At 74.5% G+C, this 18,974-nt stretch carries 14 protein-coding genes and 1 pseudogene; 1 reads left to right on the top strand and 14 read right to left on the bottom strand.

All coding sequences use genetic code 11. The features are described from left to right. Positions 1–39: 39 nt before the first annotated feature. The 4 genes and pseudogenes from gvpO to ACZ6CZ_RS10575 all read right to left on the bottom strand — a co-directional run. Positions 40–390 (bottom strand): annotated as a pseudogene (gene gvpO, locus ACZ6CZ_RS10590) (gas vesicle protein GvpO); the annotation flags it as partial. Between the two features lie 562 nt (positions 391–952). Next, complete coding sequence (gene ligD / locus ACZ6CZ_RS10585; protein WP_469017662.1) at positions 953–1,879, bottom strand: non-homologous end-joining DNA ligase; 927 nt, start codon at positions 1,877–1,879, stop codon at positions 953–955. After that, entirely contained in the window at positions 1,876–3,726 is a 1,851-nt protein-coding gene (locus tag ACZ6CZ_RS10580; protein WP_469017660.1) for a transketolase, read from the bottom strand. Before ACZ6CZ_RS10580 ends, ligD begins: the two co-directional genes overlap by 4 nt. Then, the gene (locus tag ACZ6CZ_RS10575; protein ID WP_469017658.1) at positions 3,723–5,075 is read right to left on the bottom strand and encodes an NAD(P)/FAD-dependent oxidoreductase; all 1,353 of its coding nucleotides are present in this window, start codon (positions 5,073–5,075) and stop codon (positions 3,723–3,725) included. The genes ACZ6CZ_RS10580 and ACZ6CZ_RS10575 overlap by 4 nt, the downstream gene beginning before the upstream one ends. A 167-nt stretch (positions 5,076–5,242) precedes the next feature. Here ACZ6CZ_RS10575 and ACZ6CZ_RS10570 point away from each other — a divergent pair, with 167 nt between their 5' ends. Further along, a complete protein-coding gene (locus tag ACZ6CZ_RS10570) occupies positions 5,243–6,208 on the top strand; it encodes an LLM class F420-dependent oxidoreductase (RefSeq protein WP_469017656.1) in 966 nt (321 codons plus the stop codon). Between the two features lie 61 nt (positions 6,209–6,269). Here ACZ6CZ_RS10570 and ACZ6CZ_RS10565 read toward each other — a convergent pair whose 3' ends face one another. The 10 genes from ACZ6CZ_RS10565 to ACZ6CZ_RS10520 all read right to left on the bottom strand — a co-directional run bounded on the left by ACZ6CZ_RS10565 (position 6,270) and on the right by ACZ6CZ_RS10520 (position 18,854). Continuing rightward, positions 6,270–6,734, bottom strand: a complete 465-nt coding sequence (locus ACZ6CZ_RS10565; RefSeq protein ID WP_469017653.1) for a phage holin family protein — start codon at positions 6,732–6,734, stop codon at positions 6,270–6,272. A gap of 28 nt (positions 6,735–6,762) precedes the next feature. Beyond that, positions 6,763–7,326, bottom strand: a complete 564-nt coding sequence (locus ACZ6CZ_RS10560) for a GNAT family N-acetyltransferase (RefSeq protein WP_469017651.1) — start codon at positions 7,324–7,326, stop codon at positions 6,763–6,765. Between the two features lie 39 nt (positions 7,327–7,365). Then, positions 7,366–7,617, bottom strand: coding sequence for a LapA family protein (locus ACZ6CZ_RS10555; RefSeq protein WP_469017649.1), 252 nt, complete (start codon positions 7,615–7,617; stop codon positions 7,366–7,368). 133 nt (positions 7,618–7,750) lie between these two features. Beyond that, positions 7,751–8,674 carry a S66 peptidase family protein gene (locus ACZ6CZ_RS10550; protein ID WP_469017646.1) on the bottom strand — a complete coding sequence of 308 codons (924 nt, stop codon included), beginning with the start codon at positions 8,672–8,674 and terminating at the stop codon, positions 7,751–7,753. Further along, positions 8,671–10,644 (bottom strand): S9 family peptidase, encoded by a 1,974-nt coding sequence (locus ACZ6CZ_RS10545; RefSeq protein WP_469017643.1) that lies wholly within the window; start codon positions 10,642–10,644, stop codon positions 8,671–8,673. Before ACZ6CZ_RS10545 ends, ACZ6CZ_RS10550 begins: the two co-directional genes overlap by 4 nt. Positions 10,645–10,654: 10 nt before the next feature. Further along, positions 10,655–11,959 (bottom strand): M20/M25/M40 family metallo-hydrolase, encoded by a 1,305-nt coding sequence (locus ACZ6CZ_RS10540; protein ID WP_469017640.1) that lies wholly within the window; start codon positions 11,957–11,959, stop codon positions 10,655–10,657. Then, complete coding sequence (locus ACZ6CZ_RS10535) at positions 11,952–12,785, bottom strand: M55 family metallopeptidase (RefSeq protein ID WP_469017637.1); 834 nt, start codon at positions 12,783–12,785, stop codon at positions 11,952–11,954. The genes ACZ6CZ_RS10540 and ACZ6CZ_RS10535 overlap by 8 nt, the downstream gene beginning before the upstream one ends. 99 nt (positions 12,786–12,884) lie before the next feature. After that, positions 12,885–13,604, bottom strand: a complete 720-nt coding sequence (locus tag ACZ6CZ_RS10530; protein WP_469017635.1) for a class I SAM-dependent methyltransferase — start codon at positions 13,602–13,604, stop codon at positions 12,885–12,887. Between the two features lie 213 nt (positions 13,605–13,817). Continuing rightward, positions 13,818–16,310, bottom strand: coding sequence for a SpoIIE family protein phosphatase (locus tag ACZ6CZ_RS10525; RefSeq protein WP_469017632.1), 2,493 nt, complete (start codon positions 16,308–16,310; stop codon positions 13,818–13,820). Positions 16,311–16,463: 153 nt separating this feature from the next. Then, complete coding sequence (locus tag ACZ6CZ_RS10520) at positions 16,464–18,854, bottom strand: MFS transporter (RefSeq protein ID WP_469017630.1); 2,391 nt, start codon at positions 18,852–18,854, stop codon at positions 16,464–16,466. Positions 18,855–18,974: the final 120 nt, after the last annotated feature.

Below are 18,974 nucleotides of genomic sequence, written 5' to 3'. Positions count from 1 at the left end.
CTCGGGCCGGGCACGGACGCACGCGCGGGGTCCCGCGGGTCAGCGGCCGCCGGACCTGCGCGCGTCGGCCCGCCCGCGCTCGTAGCGGCGCACGCGCCGGTATCCGGTGAGCTGTCCCTCCGGGTCGAGTTCCACCTGGTAGCTCCCCATCAGGCTCATCGTGTCCGGAACCCGTTCGAGTTCGAGCACCTCCACCTCCAGCACCCACCCGTCCTCCGTCTGCGCGAAGGAGGACACCGACTCGGGGACGAGTCCGGTCAGCTCCGCGAGCTGGGCGCGTGCCTGGCGCAGAACCTCCATGGGGGCCGGCCGCCGGTTCTCCGCCATCTGCCGGTCCTCACGCTCCTGCGAGTCGTCGTCCGCCGATTCCCCGGACTCCTCGGATGTCTCTTCGAACTCCTCAGCGTCGTCGGACTCCTCCGAGCCCTCCGACTCCTCGGCGTCCTCGGGCTCCTCATAGCCGTCGGACTCCTCGGAGTCTTCAAGCTCCTCGGTGTCCTCCGGCTCCTCGGATTCCTCCGCCTCCTCCGAGTCCTCGGTCTCAGCCGCATCCTCCGGCTCAGCCGATTCCTCGACGTCTTCGGTCTCCTCGAAGTCGCCGGTCTCCTCGGCGTCCGCGGAGCCTTCGGGCTCCTCCGACTCCTCGGGCTCGTCCGACTCCGGGTCTTCAGGGTCCTCCGATTCAGCCGATTCCTCGAGTTCTTCCGGCTCCTCGGCTTCCTCCGGTTCCTGAGGCTCCTGTGACTGGGACTCCTGTGACTGGTGTGATTTCTGAGAGTCGCTCGTGCTTCGCGATCTCTGTGGTTTCTGTGAACCACGTGTTCGGCTCGTGTTTCTTGTGTTCGTCATGGCCACCTCTTAGTGCGGGTGGCCGCAACATCTCTGGCCAAACCTTCAGGAGCCCACGGGTCCCGCTTTTCACGCGTTCCCGCAGGTCAGCGCGGTGTATGTGTCAGCCACGCAGTGCGTCCAGGCGACGTCGGGCCGGCCCCAGGGCACGGCCCCGGCCGAGCAGGCCGGCCCAGGGCTCGGCGCGGGCCTGCTCGACGGCGTCGTCGATCGTCCAGCGGCGCGCGTGCACGGCCGGGTCGGCGAGCTGCTCCCAGGTGAGGGGCACGGCGACGGGCGCGCCCGGACGGGCGCGGACCGTGAAGGGGGCCACGGCGGTCTGCGCGTAGGCGTTGCGCCCCACGTCCAGGTAGAGGCGGTCGCCGCGGTCCTTCTTGCGGGCCGCGGTGGTGAGCCGGCCGGGGTGTGCGGCGGCGGCCGTCTCGGCCACGTCCCGGGCGAACTCCCGTACCGCCTCGATGTCCTCGCGGCCGTCGAGGGGCACCACGAGGTGCACGCCGCGGGAGCCGGTGGTCATCGGCGCGGACGGCAGCTTGAGCGCGTCGAGCAGCTCGGCCAGCCAGCCGGCCGCCTGCCGCACCTCTTCGAAGTCGTCGCCGGCCGGGTCGAGGTCGAAGACCAGCCGGTCCGGGAAGCAGGGCCTCTCGGCCCGGCTGAGCCAGCGGTGCAGGGTGACGCAGGCCTGGTCGGCGAGGTGGACCAGGGTGGCGGTGTCGTCGCAGACGGTGTGGGTGACCGTGCCGCCCTCCTTGGGGAGTTCCGCCCGCCTGATCCAGTCCGGATAGTGGTCCGGGGTGTTCTTCTGCATGAACCGGGGCCCGTCGAGGCCGTCCGGATACCGTTCGAGCATCAGCGGACGGCCGCGCAGGTGGGGCAGCATGTACGGCGCGACGGACCGGTAGTAGCCGGCGAGGTCGCCCTTGGTGTACTCCTTGGCGTCCGCGCCGCCGGGGAAGAGAACCTTGCCGGGCCGGTGGACCGCCACCGTGCGGCGGCCCGCCCGTACCGGCCGTACGTCGCCGTCGCTCATCGCACGACCGCCTCCTCCACCAGCAGCCGCGCGGCGGCCGCGATCGCCTCGGCGTCGATCCCCGCGGCGTGCAGCTGCTCGTCCGGCTCCGCAGAGCCCGGCATGGTGCGCACCGCGAGCCGGACCAGGCGGGGCACGGGCCGGCCGTCGGTGAACGCCTCCAGCACGGCGTCCCCGATGCCGCCCTCCTCGTGGTGGTCCTCCACGGTCAGCAGGCAGCCGGTCTCCTCGGCGGCGCGGCGCAGGGTCTCGCGGTCCACGGGCTTGACGGAGTACAGGTCGACGACCCGGACCCGGATGCCGTCCTCGGCCAGCCGGTCGGCGGCGGCCAGCGCCTCGTGCACGGTGACCCCGGCCGCGACGACGGTCAGCCGGTCCTCGCCGGAGGAGCGCAGCACCTTGCTGCCGCCGACCTCGAACTCCTCGTCGGGGCCGTAGATGACGGGGCTGCCGCCGCGCGAGGTGCGCAGGTAGCGGATGCCGTCCAGCGAGGCCGTCGCGGCGACGAGCTTGGCGGTCTGGTTGGCGTCGCAGGGGTAGAGCACGGTGGAGCCGTACACGGACCGGAACATCGCGAGGTCCTCCAGGCCCATCTGGGAGGGCCCGTCCTCACCGATGGCGACGCCCGCGTGGGAGCCGACCAGGTTGATGCCGGCGCCGCTGATCGCGGCCATGCGCACGAAGTCGTAGGCGCGGCTGAAGAAGGCCGCGAACGTCGAGGCGTACGGCACCCAGCCGCGCGCCGCCATGCCGACGGAGGCGGCGACCAGTTGCTGTTCGGCGATGTAGCACTCGAAGTACCGCTCCGGGTGCTCCTTGGCGAAGAGCTCGGCGCGGGTGGAGTCGCCGACCTCGCCGTCCAGCACGACGACGTCGCCGCGGGCGTGGCCGAGGGCGGTGAGGGCCTTGCCGAAGGCGTCCCGGGTGGCGGCCTTCTCGCCCAGCTCGAAGCGGGGCAGCTCCAGCGAGGCCGCCTCGGGCACCGAGTGCAGCATCCGGGCGGCACCCGGCTCGCTCACGCGGACGGTGAGGTCGCGCGGCCCGCCCAGCTCGGCGATGGCGTCCTCGGCCTCCGGCAGGGGCTTGCCGTGCATGCCCTCGCGGTCCTGGACGGCGGCGACGCCCTTGCCCTTGAGGGTGCGGGCGAGGATCACCGTGGGCTGCCCGGTGGTGGAGGCGGCCTCGCCGTACGCCCGGTCGATGGCGTCCACGTCGTGCCCGTCGATCTCCACGGTGTGCCAGCCGAAGGCCTGGAAGCGGCGGGCGTAGGCGTCGAGGTCGTGGCCGTGCCGGGTGGGGCCGCGCTGGCCGAGCCGGTTGACGTCGACGATCGCCGTGAGGTTGTCCAGCTGCTCGTACGCGGCCTGCTCGGCCGCCTCCCACACCGACCCCTCGGCCAGCTCGCTGTCGCCGCACAGCACCCAGACGCGGTACCCGGTGCGCTCCAGCCGCTTGCCGGACAGCGCGATGCCGACGCCGACCGGCAGGCCCTGGCCGAGCGAGCCGGTGGCGGTCTCCACCCAGGGCAGCCGCCGGGGCGTCGGGTGGCCTTCGAGCCGGCTGCCGAGCTTGCGGAAGGTGAGCAGCTCGGGGTCCTCGATGGCGCCGGCCGCCTTGTAGGCGGCGTACAGCAGCGGGGAGGCGTGCCCCTTGGACAGGATGAAGCGGTCGTTCCCGGGGTGCTCCGGGCGCTCGAAGTCGTAGCGCAGGTGGTGGGCGAGCAGGACCGCCATCAGGTCGGCGGCGGACATCGAGGACGTCGGGTGCCCCGACTCGGCCGCGGCGGCGGCCCGCACGCTGTCCACGCGCAACTGCTGACCGAGTTCGGCGAGTTCGGCGGTGTTCATGAGACTCCTTCACTGTGGACGGAAAGGTTCTGGGGGCCGGGGGCGGGCCGGTGCCCGGCGCTCGGGGAGGCGGTGTCCAGCGGCGCGTGACCGGACCGCGCGAGCCCCAACTGGGCGCCGTGGTGCGGCAGTACGGCGTCCAGCAGCCAGTCGGCGGCGACGCGTACGCGGCTGCCGGGCAGCGCGGCGAGGTGGTGGCCGCGGGTGACCGCACCGGCCAGCGGGCCGGAGAGCGGCAGACCGAACGGGTCGGCGGCGGCCTTGGCGCCGCCGAGGTCGACGGCGTCACCCAGGTCGCGGTGGCGGTAGGGCCGCGGGCGTGCCGGGCCGAGGCCGAGCGAGGCGGCCACGTTCCGCGCGGCCACCCGGCCCTGCCGCCAGGCGTGCCGGGCGGTCGCCGGGGTGAGCGCTCCCGGGTCGTCGAGGTCGGGCACCGCGGCGGCGTCGCCGCAGGCGAACACCGCGGGGCGGCCCGGCACCTGGAGGTAGGGGTCGACGATCAGGCGGCCCCGCTCCAGGGGTTGCCCGATGCCCGCCACGAGCGGGTCGGGCCGGGCGCCTACGCACCACACCAGGGTCCGTGACGGAACGAACTCGCCGTCGCCGAGCAGCACCCCGTCCTGGGCGGCCTCCTTCACCGAGGTTCCCGTGCGCACCTCGACGCCGCGTTCCCGCAGGGCCCGGGCGGCCGTCCGGGACAGCCGTCCGGCCAGGTCGGGCAGTACCCGCGGGGCGCTGTCGAGCAGGATCCAGCGCGGCCGGGGCCCGTCGCGCAGCGGTGAGCGGCGTACCAGGCCGTCGGTGAACCTCCGCAGGTGCGCGGCGACTTCGGTGCCGGTGTAGCCGGCGCCCGCGACCACGAAGGTGAGGCGGGCGGCGCGGATCTTGGGGTCGTCGCAGGCGGCGGCGAGTTCCACCTGCCGGGTCACGTGGTCGCGCAGGTACAGGGCCTCGGACAGCCCCCGGAACCCGTGCGCGCAGGTGGCGTCGCCGGGCACCGGCGCCAGTGTGCCGGCGCCGCCGGTGGCCAGCACCAGCCGGTCGTAGCGGACCGAACCGACGCCGCCCTCGGGGTCGGTGTAGTCCACGGTGCGCGCGTCGAGGTCGGCGTGGACCGCCCGGCCCAGCAGCAGGCGGACCCCGCGCAGGGTGCCGGGCAGCGAGACGGTGACCCGGCGGGCGTCCAGGACCCCGACGCAGACCTGCGGCAGCAGCGGCAGGTACAGGAAGTGGTCGGTGGGGTTGAGCAGCGTGACGTCGGCCCGGTCCCGGGTCAGCCGGACCAGGGTGCGGGCCGTGCGGTACCCGGCGAACCCGGCGCCGACGATCACGATGCGGGGTCGGCTCACGCTGCGCCTCCGGCGGTGGTGTCGGCCGCTGACTCGTCTCGTGCCTTCCGCGTAACCGGGGGCACAGCCCCCAAACGCCGCGCGCCGGGCGTTTCGCCCGTGCGGGCCCTGGTTACCCGTCGCCGGATCCGTCCCGGCCCGCCCCCACCCGCGGAGGTGCACTGTCCATGCCCGCATACGGCTACTTCCTGTCCACCGAGGAGTTCTCTCCCGCCGAGCTGATCGAGCAGGCCCGGATGGCCGAACAGGCCGGTTTCGAGGCGCTGTGGATCTCGGACCACTACCACCCGTGGAACGACGAGCAGGGGCAGAGCCCGTTCGTGTGGTCCGTGATCGGCGCCCTGTCGGAGGCGGTGTCGCTGCCCATCGAGACGGCCGTGACGTGCCCGACGGTCCGGATGCACCCGGCCGTGGTGGCCCAGGCCGCGGCGACCAGCGCGGTGCTGACCGGCGGCCGCTTCCGGCTCGGCGTCGGCACCGGCGAGGCGCTGAACGAGCACATCCTCGGCGACCGCTGGCCGGCCCTGCACGTCCGCCTGGAGATGCTGGAGGAGGCGATCCAGGTGATGCGCCGGCTGTTCACCGGCGAGGAGGTCAACCACCACGGCACGCACTACACGGTCGAGAACGCCCGCCTCTACACCGTCCCCGACGAGCCCGTGCCGATCGACATCTCCGGCTTCGGCCCGAAGGCGACCTCGCTCGCCGCGCGCGTCGGCGACGGCTACATCACGATGATGCCGGACGAGGACATGGTCGCCCAGTACCGCAAGGGCGGCGGCGGCGCCAAGCCGGTCAGCGGCGGCACGAAGGTCTGTTACGGCACCGACCGCGAGGAGGCGGTGCGCACCGTGCACCGGCTGTGGCCGAACCAGTACCTGCCCGGCGAGATGGGCCAGATCCTGCCCACGCCGCGCCACTTCGAGCAGCTGTCCCCGCTGGTCACCGAGGACATGGTCCGTGACAACACGGTCTGCGGCGACGACGTGGACGAACACGTCGCCACGCTCCGCGGCTTCGCCGACGCCGGCTTCGACCGCGTCTACGTCAACCAGATCGGCCCCGACCAGCGCGGCTTCTTCGACTTCTACCGCACGAAGGTGCTGCCGCAACTGCGCGGCGCCGGCGGCTGAGCAGCAGGGAGACGGGGGCGGCCGGTGTCGGTGACACCGGCCGCCCCCCGTCCACTGCCGGTCAGGCGCGGTGGTGCGGGCCGCCCGGGTCGATGTCCGGGGCCTGCGGCGGCATGGCCGGGTACGGCAGGCCCATCCCGCTCGGCGGCCCGGCGGGCGGCGTGCCCCCGACCACCCGGTGCGGAGCGGCGGGCTCATCGCCGTGGTCGTGCCCATGGCCGTGGCCGTGGCCGCGGCCCCGGTGGGCGGCGCCGCGCAACGCGTAGGCGATGACGCCCAGGAGTGCCGCGGTGATCAGCGCCGCGGCCCAGCCGGGCAGCCCGCTCGCCAGGCCGAGCCCCACCGCGAGCGCCACGGCGGCGCCCGCGTACAGGGCGACGGCGCCGGACGCGGCGTACATCATGGCCGTACGGCGTTGCCGGCGGGTCTGTTCCCGCAGTTCCTCGCGCACCGTCTCACGTGCCACCTGTGCCAGCTCGTCGACGAGGTGCCTGTCCAGATGTTCCAGGTGATCCAAGCGGTCCATGCGCCACGGGTACCCGGGTGGCGGACGGCTAGGCCCCGAGGGCTGTGTCCCGCATCTCCGTGGTGAGGGCCCAGCGCTCGTGGTCGCGCCAGGCGCCGTCGACGTGGAGCATGCCCGGGGAGAAGCCCTCGAGGCGGAACCCGGCGCCGCGGGCGAGCGCGATGGACGCGGCGTTGCCGGGCTGCACGTTGATCTCCAGCCGGTGCAGCCCCAGCGGGCCGAACGCGTGGCCGATGACCAGGTCGAGGCCCTCGCGCATCAGGCCGCGCCCGGCGGCGTGCGCGAAGGCGCCGTAGCCGAGGGCGCCGCAGCGGAAGCCGCCCATGACGATGTTGTTGATGTTGATGAACCCGGCGATGGCGCCGCCGTCGTTCTCGCAGACCAGGAAGCCGACCCGGGTGGGGTCCTCGATCAGGCTCCGGGCGTAGACGGCGTAGGCCCGGTCGCTGTCGGGCGGGAACAGCCACGGCCGGTGCAGATCCTTGCTCTCCCGGACCCGGGCGGTGAACTCGGGGCCGTCCGCGTAGGTGAAGGGGCGGATGCCCACCCGACGGCCCTCGGCCGGCCGGCGGGAGGAGGTGGTGTGCGGCATCCGGACAGCGTAACGCCGGGCTGGTCCCGGCGAGAGACCCTAACCGCGCCGTCGCGCGAGATAGGCCCCGCACACCCCGCCGATGACGCCGGTGGCGAGCAGGGCCGTCCACAGCGGTGTGCTGACCTCCGGGACCAGCAGCCGGATCCGGACGGCACCGGTGTTCTGGAAGATGAAGATCAGGGCGAGGACGGCGATGGCCGGCACGGAGAGCCGGGCGGACGTCGGCAGGCCGTTCCGGGCGCCGTCCTGCCCGGTGGTGGCCGCGCTCTCGGAGGTCTTCGGGCTCATGCGACCAGGGTGCGGCCACCGACCGGCCGCCCGCACCGCGAGCGGCGCCCTCCGGGTGACCCGGGGACCGCCCGGACCCGGCGGCGGACCCGCCCGGGCGCCCCGCGGCCACGCGCATCCCAGGGTGCCGGGCTCAGCGCAGGGCGGGCGCGTCCAGGGTCAAGGTCCCGGCGTCCGCGTCCAGTTCGGCGGCGACACCGAAGGGGACCGTCGACGCCGACGCGCAGTGGCCGAAGCCGAACTCCTCCACGACCGGCACACCGAGCCCGCCGAGCCGGTCGGCCAGCACCGCGCGCAGCTCGTCGTACGGCCCGCACCGGGTCCAGGAGCCGAGGGCGATCCCGGCGACCCCGTCCAGCCAGCCGGAGCGCAGCAGCTGGGTCAGCATCCGGTCCACCCGGTACGGCTGCTCCCCGACGTCCTCGATCAGCAGCAGCCCGCCGCGGGCGCCGGGGTGGGCGAGGGGGGTGCCCAGGTCGCAGGCGAGCATGCTGAGACAGCCGCCGAGGGTCACTCCCCGGGCCCGGCCGGGCACCAGCGCCGGTCCGGTGCCGGTGAGGGTGCGCACGCTCTCCGGGGCGAGGAGCGTGGCCCTGAGGTGGTCCTGCGCCCGGGCGCTCTTGACGAAGTCGACGCCGGCGGCCGCCGGGCCGTGCAGGGTGACCAGGCCGAGCCGGGTGGCGAAGGCCTGGTGCAGGGCGGTGATGTCGCTGAAGCCGACGAAGACCTTGTCGCCCGCGGCCCGCATCGCGGGCCAGTCGAGCAGGTCCGCCATGCGCTGGGCGCCGTAACCGCCGCGGGCGCACAGCACCGCGTCCACGGACGGGTCGCACCAGGCCGCCTGGAGGTCGGCGGCGCGGTCGGCGTCGCTGCCGGCGAGGTAGCCCAACCGGGCGTGCCGGTCCAGGACATGGGGTGCCACGACCGGGTCGAGGTCCCAGCCGCGCAGGATGTCCAGGCCCGCCTGGAGCCGCTCCTCCACCACCGGCCCGCTGGGCGCGACGACGGCGACCCGGGCGCCGGGGGCGAGCCGCGCGGGCCGTCTCAGTTCCCTCACGTGGTCAGCTCCAGCTCGGGCACACCGGGTACGTCCAGGCCGAACACCTGGGCGTACAGGGACAGTTCGGCCTCCAGTGCGCGCACCATGGTCTCGGCCCGCCGGAACCCGTGCCCCTCCCCGGGGAAGGTGAGGTAGGCGTGCGGCACGCCCCGGCCGGCGATCCGGGAGAGGAAGCGGTCGCACTGGGCGGGCGGGCAGATGACGTCGTCCAGGCCCTGGAGCAGCAGGAACGGCGCGGTCAGCGCCTCGGCGTGTTCGCAGGGCGAGCGTTCGGCGTACCGGGCGGGCACCTCGGCGGCCGGGCCGATCAGGCTCTCCAGGTAGTGCGACTCGAAGTCGTGGGTGTCCCCCGGGCCCCACCCGGCCAGGTCCAGGACCGGGTAGAGGATCGTGCCGCAGGCGTAGACGCCGGTCGTCGTCAGGGAGGCGGCCGCGGTCCAGCCGCCCGCGCTGCCGCCCCGGACGGCCAGCCGGCCGGGGTCGGCGGTGCCCTCGTCGGCGAGCGCCCGCGCGACCGCCGCGCAGTCCTCGACGTCGACGACGCCCCACTGCTCGCGCAGCCGCTCCCGGTAGGCGCGGCCGTACCCGGTGGAGCCGCCGTAGTTCACCTCGGCGACGCCGATGCCGCGTGAGGTGAAGTAGGCGATCTCCAGGTCCAGGACGAGCGCGGCCCGGCCGGTGGGGCCGCCGTGCGCCCAGATGACGTAGGGCGGCAGTTCGCCGGCCGGGGCGGTGCGGCCGGGGTGGCGCGGCGGGTAGACGTGGGCGTGCACCTCGCGCCCGCCCGGGCCGGTGAAGGTGCGCAGCTGGGGTTCGGGGTAGTAGGCGGGGTCCACCGGATCGCGGTGGGGGGCGCCGATCACCCGGGCCCGGCCCAGCCGGGCGTCCAGCTCGACGACCTCGTGGGAGGTGCGCGGCCCTGCGCCGACGCCGGCCACCCGGTCGCCGCGCACGGCGAGGGTGGGCGCGAACTCGGTCCAGGGTCCGGCCGCGTCGACGACCTCGCCGCTCTCCGGGTCGAGGATGCCGAGGGCGGCCGAGCCGCGGCCGTGCACGACGGCGACCAGCCCGTTGTCCAGCGGCGCGAACCAGCGGTGGCCGAGCTTCCACAGCGGCCCCGCGAACTCCTCCTCCCGCGGGCACAGCGGGACGCCGTCGCGGTAGAGGTTCCACCAGCCGTCGCGGTCGCTCGCCCACAGCAGCCGGCCGTCCGCCGACCACTCGACCTGCGCCACCGACTCCCGGGGGCCGCCGGCGACCGTCCGCGGCCCGTGCAGCGTGCCGTCGTCGCCGACGTCCGCGACGATCAGCTCGGTGCCGTCCCAGGGCATCCGCGGATGGTCCCAGGCCAGCCAGGCGGCCCGCCGGCCGTCGGGCGAGAGCCGGGGGCCGGTGACGAACCGGTGCCGGTCGTCGGTGAGTTCGCGTACGGCGGACCGGTCCTCGGCGGCCGACCCGTCGAGCGGCACGGCGGCCGCCACCCGCCGCACGTCTCCCGGGCCCTCGCCGGTGAACTCCTCCAGCACGCACCACACCTCGCCGCGCTCGAGGTCCAGCAGCGGCTCCGCCCAGCGCAGTCCGCCGCCCACGGGCGAGAGGGGGGTCAGCGGGCGCGGCTGCCCGCCGGGTTCGAAACGGTAGAGCCGCTGGTCGGCGAAGTGGGTGAACACCACGAGGGGCGTGTCCGCCGCCGTGCCCGCCGCGGTCCCGGCCCAGGGCCGGCCGCCGTACTCCACGACCCGGCTGCGCACGTTCCACGGCTCGGGCAGCACCGACTCCTGGGTGCCGTCGGGGCGTCTGCGCACCAGCGCCCGGCGGCCGCCCTCGGCCGGCCGGGGCTCGGTCCACCAGACCTCCTCGCCGACGAAGCCCACCCACTCGGGATGCCCGTCGTGCGCGGCGGCCAGCGCCGCGTCGATGGGCGAGGGCCAGCAACCGTACGCCGTCGTCCGCACCGCGTCCTCCATGTCCTGTCTCCTAGGCCGTGCGCAGGAACCGGTCGAGGACGCGGACGCCGAAGTGCAGTGCCTCGACCGGGACGCGCTCGTCGACCCCGTGGAACAGCGCCTGGTAGTCGAAGCCCTCCGGGAGCTTCAGCGGGGCGAAGCCGTAGCCGGTGATCCCCAGCCGTGAGAACTGCTTGGCGTCGGTGCCGCCCGACATGCAGTACGGCACCACGTGTCCCTCCGGCGCGAACTCCCGGACGGCGGCCCGCATCCGGGCGTACGTCGGCGAGTCCACCGGTGCCTGGAGGGCGACCTCGCGGTGCTCGAACTCCCAGTCGACGTCGGGGCCGGTGAGGGCGTCGAGGGTGTCGCGGAACTCCTCCTCGCCGCCGGGCAGGCAGCGGCCGTCCACGTAGGCCACCGCCTCCCCCGGGATGACGTTGACCTTGTAACCGGCTTTCAGCATGGTCGGGTTGGCGCTGTTGCGCACGGTCGCCTCGACGATCCGGGCGGCCGGGCCGAGCTTGCCCAGCAGCCGGTCCACGTCGCTCAGGTCGGGCTCGACGCCGTACAGCGCGGCGAGTTCGGTGAGCGCGGCCCGCACGGTCGGGGTGATCCGCACCGGCCACTCGTGTTCGCCGATCCGGGCGACCGCCGCGGCCAGCCGGGTCACCGCGTTCTCGTCGTTGACCTTGGAGCCGTGCCCGGCGCGGCCGCGGGCGGTGAGCTTCAGCCAGCAGGTGCCGCGCTCCCCGGCGGCGATCGGGTAGATCTGCCGTCCGGCGCCGTCGTGGAACGTGAACGCGCCGGACTCGCCGACGGCCTCCGTGCACCCCTCGAACAGCTCGGGATGGTGGTCGGCGAGGAACCCGGAGCCGTCCTCGGCGCTGGCCTCCTCGTCCGCGGTGAACGCGATCACCAGGTCGCGCCGGGGGCGTACGCCCTGCCGGGCCCAGGAGCGCAGGACCGCGAGGATCATCGCGTCCATGTTCTTCATGTCGACCGCGCCGCGCCCCCACACCACGCCGTCGCGCACCTCACCGGAGAACGGGTGCACGCTCCAGTCCGCGGCCCGCGCCGGCACCACGTCCAGGTGACCGTGCACCAGCAGCGCGTCGGCGCCCGGGTCGGTGCCCTCGACGCGGGCGACCACGTTGGTCCGCCCCGGGGTCCGCTCCAGCAGCACCGGCCGGCATCCCGCGCCGGCCAGCTGCTCGGCCGCGTACTCGGCGGCGGGCCGCTCCCGGCAGTCCCCGCCGCCGTGGTTGGAGGTGTCGATCCGGATCAGCTCGGAGGTGAACCGGACGACCTCGTCCAGCGCCGACTGGTCAGCCATACTGCTCCTCCACCGCGGCCGAGGCGATCGTCGTGACCGCCTTGAAGGTACGGATCGCCTCGTACATGGTCTCGTTGGTGTACGCCACCCGTCGTTCGCCGGTCCGCTCGACGCCGGGGACGACGGTCACCGCCGACGCCAGGTGCTCGGCGTCGAACTCGACGGCGACGGTGTGCGGCCCGTCCGCGGCCGGGTCCCGGCGTACCGCCAGCGCGGTCGCCTCCGCGGCCGCCGCGCGGATGTCGGCGGCCGTCCGGGCCGGCGTCCGGCACACGGCCGCGTACCGCGACACATGGTCCTTGACGGCGACCTTCAGTGCCTCGGGCGCGTAGCCGAGCGCGTCCTCGCAGGCCGCGTCGTCGCCGGTGACGAGCACGACGGGGACGCCGAACTCGGCCACGACCCGGGCGTTGAGCAGACCCTCGCTGGCCCGGTCGCCGTCCAGCCACACCCCGGTGATCTGGTTGGCGAGGTAGGTGTGAGCCAGGACGCCCTCGGCGCCGGCGCCCGCGTGGTAGCCGACGAAGGCGATGCCGTCCACGTCCCCGTGCTGCACGCCCTCCACCATGGACAGCGACTTGTGCCGTCCGGTGAGCATCTCGACCCGTTCGTCGAGCCGCTCCAGCAGCAGGTTGCGCATCGTCCAGTGCGCCTCGTTGACCAGCACCCGGTCCGCGCCGCCGTCGAAGAAGCCCCGGGCCGCGGCGTCGACGTCCGAGGTGAACAGGGCCCGGCAGCGCTCCCACTGCGGTGTCCCCGGCAACACGTCGGCGGGCCAGGTGATGCCCGTGGCACCCTCCATGTCGGCGCTGATGAGGATCTTCATGCTCCGTCACGTTACCCGGTGGGCGCGGCCCCCGACAGTCACGGCGGAGGCATTTCGGCAGGTGGTGCCGGGGGCCGCGCACCGGTGGCGGATCGCTGGTCAGCCGGCCGACAGGACGAACCAGCGGGCGGGCAGGTCGATGCGGGTGCCGTCGGCCAGGTACTCGGTCTGCGGCAGGGTGGTGTCGCCTGCGGCGAGTATCTCCAGGCCGGCCGCGCGCAGCAGCTCGGGGATCTCCTCGTCCGCGGCGTCGGCGGGCTTGAGGCCGTGGTGGAAGACCCGGCGCAGCTTGGGCGGCGGGCCGTCCGGGCCGGCGGCGGCGCGCTGGATCACGTCCCGGGAGGCGGCGGTGAGTTCGACGACGAACGCCCGTCCGGCGGAGCCGATGAACCGGGCGACCGCGGCGGCCACCAGGGGGCGGGCGGCCGGCTCGCTCTGGTGGATGACGGCCCGCATGTAGACGTTGCTGTCGCCGAGCCGGGTGTGCAGTTCGCGCACCGCCTCGGCGTCGGTCAGGTCGAGCTGCTGGAACTCGACGGGTTCGCCGTTCGCCGCGCGGCGGGCGTGCTCTATCGCGGCGTGCGACAGGTCGACGCCTACGGCCCGTGCGAACCGGGAGGCGAGGTAGCGGGTCTGGGTGCCGTTGCCGCAGCCCAGGTCGACTATGGGACGGGCGGTGTCGGCGTACGGCAGGAACAGCTCGCTGTGCGGTGCCGAGGTCAGGGAGGGGTCCGAGTCCCAGATCGCCTCGCCCCGGGCGTCCGAGGTCTCCCTCCAGTAACTCTCCCAGGCGGTCCGGTAGTTCTCCGAGACATTCATGCGCGCTCCCCACGGGTCGGTTCCGTGATCGGGATATCGCGCCGGCGGGGACGTCGGCAAGAGGCAGGAGCCCGTCTTTGCGAGACCCGAGCGATCCGGAGCGCCCGGAGGGCGTACGCGCGGCGCGTCACGCCCCCGCCGCGTCGGCGCCGCGCCGGCCGTCCGGCCCGGCTGTCCGGCCCGGCCCTCAGGCGTCGTGCCGGGTCCTGTCTCTCACGAGGCCCCGGGCGGGGTCAGGGCCTGTTCGAACCACACGGTCTTGTGGTGCCCGGTGGCGCTGGCGCCCCATTCGCGGGCCAGCCGGCTGACCACGCGCAGCCCGCGGCCCGACTCGTCGAGGAGGTCCGCGGCGAGCATGGTGGGCAGGGCCGGTTCCTCGTCGGTCACCTCGACCAGCAGCGCGTCGGTGCGCACCAGCCGCAGCCCGGTCCGCCGCCCGCCCGCGTGCCGTACGGCGTTGGTGAGGACCTCGCTGACCAGCAGCTCCGCCGTCTCCACCGCGCCGGGCAGGTTCCACTTCAGCAGCTGGGCACGGACCAGCCGCCGGGCCCGGCCGACCTCGCGCGGGTCGCCGACGAACTCCCACTCGGCGACGTGGTCGTCCGGGATGCCGTTGAGGCGGGCCATGAGCAGGGCGACGTCGTCCTTGCGGCCGTCGCCGGTGTTCAGGGCGCGGATGATGGTGTCGCAGGCGTCGTCCATCGAGGCCGCGGGGTGCGCGGCGGACTCGCAGAGCGCGGCGAGGCCGTCCCCGATGTCGGACCCGCGCACCTCCACCAGACCGTCGGTGCACAGCACCAGCCGGTCACCGGGCGCGACCCGGACGACGCTGGACTCGAACGCCACCCCGCCCACCCCTATGGGGGCGCCGGTGGGCAGCTCCAGCAACTCGCTGCGCCCGTCCGCGGCGCGCACCAGCACGGGCGGGATGTGACCGGCGTTGGCCAGGTGCAGCTCGCCGCGGATGGGGTCGTAGACCGCGTACAGACAGGTGGCGAGGTAGTTCTCCCCCAGGCGGCGGGCGAGGTCGTCGAGGTTGCGCAGCAGTTGGGCGGGCTCGGTGCCCATGACGGCCATGGTCTGCACGGCCGTGCGCAACTGGCCCATCATGGCGGCGGAGTTGAGCCCGTGGCCCATGACGTCGCCGACGACGAGGGCGGTGCGGGAGCCGGGCAGCTTGATGGTGTCGAACCAGTCGCCGCCGATGCGGCCGAGCCGGGTGCCGGGCAGGTAGCGGGTCGCCACGTCGCAGCCGGCCATACGCGGCGTCACCTGGGGCAGCATGCTGTCCTGGAGGGTGTCGGCGACGTTCTCCTGGAAGGTGTACATACGGGCGTTGTCCAGCACCAGACCGGCGCGGGCGGCGAGTTCGGCGCCGGTGGTGCGGTCCATGTCGTCGAACTGCGGCCGGTCCGGGCGGCGCATCAGGACCATGAAGCCGAGGACGACGTTGCGGGCCTTGAGCGGGACGATGAGCAGGGAGCGGCCGTTGATGAGCGGTCTGAGGTCGCGCTTCTCGAACTCCCCGGAGATCTTGTTGCCCAGTTCGTCGCTGATCCTGGGGATGAGCACCGGCTCGCCGGTGCTCATGCACTGGAAGAACGGGGTGTGCTCGGGGAAGGCGATGGACTCGCCGGTGGGCACGGTGTCGTCCCAGCGGCCCGGCTCGTCGTTGTGCTCGACCCACACCCGGTGCCAGACGGTGGTCACGTCCGGCGGGCCGTCCGGGAAGCCCTCGCCGGCCAGGACGGCGGCGCGCAGGTGGGTGCCGGCGAAGTCGGCGAAGCGGGGCACGGCGGCGCTGGTGACCTCGCGGATGGTCTCGCCCAGGTCGAGCGAGGAACCGATGCCGGAGCTGACCTCGTTGAGGAACTCCAGCCGCTCGCGCACGGCGGCGTACTCCAGGTCCTGTTCGGCGCCGACCGGGACCAGCGGCGCGGCCGGTGTCCGCCGCACGGCTTCGGCCCGCGCGCGTCCCGGGCGGCGCGGCACGCCCCAGTACGGCGTCACCGGCACCCGCTCGAACTGGCTGAACTCCAGCACGGGATAGCCCAGTTCGAGGATCTGGGAGACGATGCGGCCGCTGAGGCCGGGGCCCATGTTGGGCAGGATCTCGGGCAGCCGGCGGGCGAGTTCCTCGTAGTCGGACAGCTCGGTCCAGCGGGCGAAGCCGGGCGAGACGCGCTCGGTGACCGGGTCCGCGCAGCCGCGGTCGACCTGGAGCCGGCCGGCGTCGGCGGCGAGCACCAGCCGCCGCGCGGGGCCGGGGCCGACCAGCGGGTAGGCCCACCACAGCACGTCGATGCGGTCGTCGTCCGCGCCGCCGGCCGGTTCCCGCCCGGCTCGCGGGTCCGCCTCGGGCGCGCGGATGCGGATGCGGCCGGCCGTCGGGTAGCCGGTGCGGCCGCCGAGCGAGGCCTCCAGGTCGGGGCCGAGCCCGTCGTATGCCTCGTACGGGCCGTAGGCGTCCGCCGTGGGCTCGCCGTCGAGGTCGTCCGGGAGGGTGCCGGCGACGGGCAGCAGGTCCGCGGCGGGGCGGCCCACGGCGTCCTCGCGCGGGACGCCGAACAACCGGCGCGCGCCGCTGCTCCAGTGCGAGACGGTGCCTTCGCGGTCGACGACGACCACGCCCAGGGGAACGCGGCCGGCCGCGCCCTCCCCCGCGCCGCGGCCGGGAGGTGTGTCCCGCTCGCTGCCACGGTCCATGGCCCAGGCCCTCTCTCCCCAACGGCTGTCGTAAAAGATCTGCGCCGCCCGCCACCACGGTACGGCGACGGCCGGTCGGGATGTGTGGCAATACTGGAATTGATGTACCGGGCCGAACCGGCGCGCGGGGACGTGCGCCCCCGCGCGCCCGGCTCAGTCCTGGTGGCCCAGCTGGAGATCGCGTTCGGTCCGGCCGCCGCCCGCGACGCACAGCACGGTGGCGATCGGCGGGTAGCCGGCCGCGATGACGGTGTACTCGCCGGAGGACAGGTCGACGAACCGGAAGGTGCCGTCGGCGCCGGTGGTCAGGGAGTCGACGACGTTGCCGGCCGAGTCGAGCAGGGTCACCCGCGCGTCCTCGACGGGCCGGCCGCCGCCCGCCCGGACGGTGCCCCGCAGGACCGCGCCGCCCGCCAGCTCGACGTCCTGGCGGGTCTCCCGGGCGGCCTGGACGGTGACGGGCAGCGCGGCGGGCCGGAAGGCGGGCGCGCTCGCGGCCAGGGTGTACTCGCCGGCCACCAGCTCGGTGATGAGGTAGCCGCCCTCGTGGCCGCTGCGGGTGCTGGCGACGACCTCGCCGTGCACGTCGGTGAGCGTGACGGTGGCGTCCCGCACGGGCGAGCCGTCGGCGGCGAGCACCGCGCCCGCGAGGCGTCCGGCGCCGCCGAGGACCACGTCGAGGTCGACGGGCCGCTCGCCCACGGTGACCGAGACGGCCTGCGGCTGGTGGCCGCCCGCGGCGGCGATGAGGACGTACGAGCCCGGGCCCGGCGTGGGGAGCGTGTACCGCCCGTCCTCACCGCTGGTGCCCCGTCCGATCTGCAGCCCGGCGGCGTCGATCAGGGTGAGCGCCGCGCGGGGCACCGCGGTGGCGTCGGGGTGCCGCACCGCGCCCCGGACGGGGAACGAGCCGGGGTGGGGCGAGCGGGCCTGCGGGACCGGGGCGTCGGCCGGCGCGCTCTCCTGGCCGGCGGCGGGGGCGTTGTGGGACACCAGCGGTCTCTCCTTGAGGAAGAAGGCGATGAGCAGGCCGAGGACGAGCACCGGGACCAGGTAGAGGAAGACCCGGGGCATCGCGTCGGCGTAGGCGCGGACGTACGCGTCGCGCAGGGCCGGGGGCAGCGCGTGGACGAGCCCCGGGGTGAGCGACTCGGGGTCGGGCAGCCGGGCACCCGCGCCGGCGGGCAGGCGCCGGGCGAGGGCGTCGGTGAGCCGGTCGGCGAACAGGGTGCCGAAGACGGCGGCGCCGACGCTGCCGCCGATCTGCCGGAAGTAGTTGTTGGCGCTGGTCGCCGTGCCCAGGTCGGCGGGGCGCACCGAGTTCTGCACGGCGAGGACCAGGACGGGCAGCACCATGCCGATGCCGGCGCCGAGGACGGCCATCCAGATGCTGTAGTGCAGCCGGGGCGTGTCCGTCTCCAGCCGGGACAGCAGCCACATGCCGACGGCGGCGAGGGCGCTGCCGAGGACGGGGAAGACCTTGTAGCGGCCGGTGTGGCTGATGAGCTGCCCGGAGATCACCGAGGCGCCGACGATGCCCGCCATCATGGGCAGCATCAGCAGCCCGGACCCGGTGGCGGAGGCGCCGTCGACCATCTGCAGGAAGGTCGGCAGATAGCTGGCCGCGCCGAACAGGGCGACGCCGATGACCAGCCCGACCAGGGCGGTGACGGTGAAGACGGGGTCCCGGAACAGCCGCGGCGGGATGAGGGGTTCGGCGGCGTGGTGCTCGGCGACGAGGAAGAGGACGGCGGCGGCGGCCGCGCCCGCGCCGAGTCCGAGGATCTGCCGCGAGTCCCAGGCGTACTCGGTGCCGCCCCAGCTGGTGAGCAGCACCAGGCAGGTGGAGGCGGTGGCCAGCAGCAGCGCGCCGGGCACGTCGAGGCGGCCGCGGGAGGCCGGCTTGGGCAGTTTCAGCACGGCGGTGATCACGGCCAGGGTGAGCAGCCCGAAGGGGACGTTGATGTAGAAGCACCAGCGCCAGGAGAGGTGGTCGGTGAAGTAGCCGCCGAGCAGCGGGCCGGCGACGGAGGCGACGCCGAAGGCGGCGCCGATCAGGCCCATGTAGCGGCCGCGCTGCCGGGGCGGCACGATGTCGGCGATGATCGCCTGCACGCCGATCATCAGCCCGCCCGCACCGGTGCCCTGCACGGCACGGAAGGCGATCAGCTGGTCCATGCTCTGGGCGCGCCCGGCGAGCGCGGAGCCGGCGACGAAGACGAGGATCGCGAACTGGAAGACGCCCTTGCGGCCGAAGAGGTCACCGAGCTTGCCGTACAGCGGGAGGCCGACGGTGGAGGTGAGCAGGTAGGCGGTGATCGCCCAGGACATCCGGTCCAGGCCGTGCAGTTCGCCGACGATCCTGGGCAGGGCGGTGGCGACGATCATCTGCTCCAGGGCGGCCAGGAGCAGGGCGAGCATCAGCCCGACGAAGATCAGCCGTACCCGGCGCGGGGCGAGGCCGGTCTCCGCGGGGGGCGGCGGCGCGGGGGCCCGCACCGGCGCCGTGGCCGGCTCGTCCTGCACCAGAGTCGTGCCGCCCACGTCCCGCTCCCCTCGTCACGCCGCCCCACGCTTCCCGCGTAAGGCGACAACCGTGAAGGAGGACGGCGGGTTACGGCGTCCGGTACGGGCGCGGGGAGTTCCACCCGAACCGGTGAGACG

The organism is Streptomyces sp. NPDC041135 (genome assembly GCF_055592085.1).
Note: the sequence above shows the minus strand (reverse complement) of the source record. Positions and strands in the feature narration are given on the sequence as shown.